Origin of the sequence: Streptomyces sp. DvalAA-14, from assembly GCF_900091855.1 — a bacterium.
Taxonomy (GTDB): Bacteria; Actinomycetota; Actinomycetes; order Streptomycetales; family Streptomycetaceae; genus Actinacidiphila.
The window spans coordinates 1-2,388 of the sequence record NZ_FMCH01000434.1 but is presented as its reverse complement, the minus strand read 5'-3'; the positions used below and the strand labels follow the sequence as shown (position 1 = coordinate 2,388).

2 protein-coding genes are annotated in these 2,388 nt (G+C 75.4%); one reads left to right on the top strand and one right to left on the bottom strand.

Annotation, left to right across the window (positions count from 1 at the left end):
• On the bottom strand, window positions 1-855 hold an 855-nt coding region (locus GA0115240_RS23400), incomplete at its 3' end, for a serine/threonine-protein kinase (protein ID WP_161302392.1).
• A 313-nt stretch (window positions 856-1,168) separates the two neighbouring features.
• Between GA0115240_RS23400 and GA0115240_RS23395 the strand changes: the two genes are divergently transcribed.
• On the top strand, window positions 1,169-2,359 hold the full coding sequence (locus tag GA0115240_RS23395; RefSeq protein ID WP_093739330.1) for an acyl-CoA dehydrogenase family protein: 1,191 nt from the start codon (window positions 1,169-1,171) through the stop codon (window positions 2,357-2,359).
• The last annotated feature ends 29 nt before the right edge of the window (window positions 2,360-2,388 follow it).

Below are 2,388 nucleotides of genomic sequence, written 5' to 3'. Positions count from 1 at the left end.
CCCGGGCGGCAGCCGGTCGGCCCAGCCGCCGGGCGCGCGGTCCGCAACGGGCAGCAGTCCGGCCGCGTCCCGGGCGGTCGGGCGCCGCCGCGGGTCCTTCACCAGGCAGGCCCGCACCAGCGGCAGCAGCGCCGCGGGCACGCCGGTCAGATCCGGCTCCTCGTGGACGACGCGGTAGAGCAGCGCCGGTGTGGACGGCTCCTCGCCGGGCCGGTTGAACGGGCCCCGGCCGGTGGCCGCGTAGACCAGCAGCGCGCCCAGCGCGAAGACGTCCCCCGGCTCCGCGGCCACCCCCGCGGTGGCCTGCTCGGGCGCCATGTAGCCGGGGGAGCCGATCATGGCGCCGGTACGGGTGTGCCGGGAGTCCTCCGCGGCGCGGGCGATGCCGAAGTCGATCAGCAGCGGGCGGCCGGCCGGCAGCAGCACATTGGACGGCTTGACGTCCCGGTGGGCCAGGCCCGCCCGGTGCACCGCGTGCAGCCCCTCGCACAACTCGGCGGCCAGCGTGGTCAGCGCGGACGCCGGCAGCGGGCCGTGCCCGGTCACCCATTCGGCCAGCGAGGGCGCGGCCACGTACTCGGTGGCGAGCCACTGCGGGCTGCTGCCGGCCGGCGAGAAGTCCACCACCGCCGCCGTCCACGGCGAGCGCACCCGGTCCGCGTGCCGGATCTCGCGCGCGAAGCGCTCGCCGAACTCCGGATCCAGCCCGAACTCCGTCCGTACGGTCTTCAGCGCCAGCGCGCGCCCGTCCGGTGTCCGGGCCAGGTACACCTTGCCCATGCCGCCGGCGCCGAGCCGTGCGAACAGCGGATACCCGCCCACCGACCGCGGATCGGCGCCCCCCAGACTCTCCATGGCCGAAAGCGTACGACGGCCCCGCACGCCCTCCCGACGCTTCCCCGAACCCTCGTCCGGCCCACCGGCCGCGCGCCCGCCCGCCACTGGGCCGGGCGGGCGGGCGCGGAACCGCCCCGAGGCGGCCCGGCGGCGCCGGAGGCGCTGGTGACGAACCCGCGCCGATCGGGCATACTCCAACCGGCCAGACCCGTGGATCACCCCGCGTGCCGCGACCCGGCAGGGGAACATCGGGAATGGGGTATCGCCCACCGGACGGTTCCGCCTCACCCCCAGCGGCGCCGACGTCACCCCTACAGGGAGGATGTGCCGAATGACGGAGCACGGCCACGGCCCGAAAGGCCCCCAGCCCGTTTCCCGCCGGCTGCCCACCGAGGAGGCCGGCGAGCTGCTCGCGCTGACCCGGGAGATCGCCCAGCGGGAGATCGCCCCCTCGGCGGCCGCCGAGGAGGAGGCCGGGTACTTCCCCCGGGAGACCTTCCGGCTGATCGGCGGGGCCGGCCTGCTCGGCCTGCCCTACCCCGAGGAGCACGGCGGCGGCGGGCAGCCGTACGAGGTGTACCTCCAGGTGCTCGAAGAACTGGCCGCGGCCCGGCTCACCATCGGTCTCGGGGTCAGTGTGCACACCCTGGCCTGCCACGCGCTGGCCGCGTTCGGCAGCAAGCAGCAACGCGCCGACCTGCTGCCCGCGATGCTCGGCGGCGGCATGCTCGGCGCCTACTGCCTGTCCGAGCCCACCTCCGGCTCCGACGCGGCGCACCTGCGCACCAAAGCGGTCCGGGACGGCGACAGTTGGGTCCTGGACGGCACCAAGGCGTGGATCACCCACGGCGGCGTCGCCGACTTCTACACCGTGCTGGCCCGCAGCGGCGGCGAGGGCGCGCGCGGGATCTCGGCCTACCTGGTCCCCGGTGACACCCCGGGCCTGTCCGCGGGGGCGCCCGAACGGAAGATGGGCATGAAGGGCTCTCCGACCGCTCAGCTGCACTTCGACGGGATGCGGGTGCCCGACGCGCGGCGGATCGGCGACGAGGGACACGGCTTCGCCATCGCGCTGGCCGCACTGGACTCCGGCCGGCTCGGCATCGCGGCCTGCGCGATCGGTGTGGCCCAGGCGGCGATGGACGCGGCGCTCGGCTACACCCTGGAGCGGCGGCAGTTCGGCCGGCCGATCGCCGACTTCCAGGGGCTGCGCTTCATGCTCGCCGACATGGCGACCCGGATCGAGGCGGGCCGGGCCCTGTACCTGACCGCGGCCCGACTCCGCGACGCGGGCGAGGACTTCACCCCGCAGGCGGCGATGGCCAAGCTCTTCTGCGCGGACATCGCGATGCAGGTCACCACCGACGCCGTACAGCTCCTCGGGGGCTACGGCTACACCGCGGACTTCCCGGTGGAGCGGTACATGCGCGAGGCGAAGGTGCTGCAGATCGTGGAGGGCACCAACCAGATCCAGCGGATGGTCATCGCCCGCCATCTGGCGGGCCCGGAGTCGCGGGACTGACGCCGGTACGGGGCCGCCGGTACGCGGGG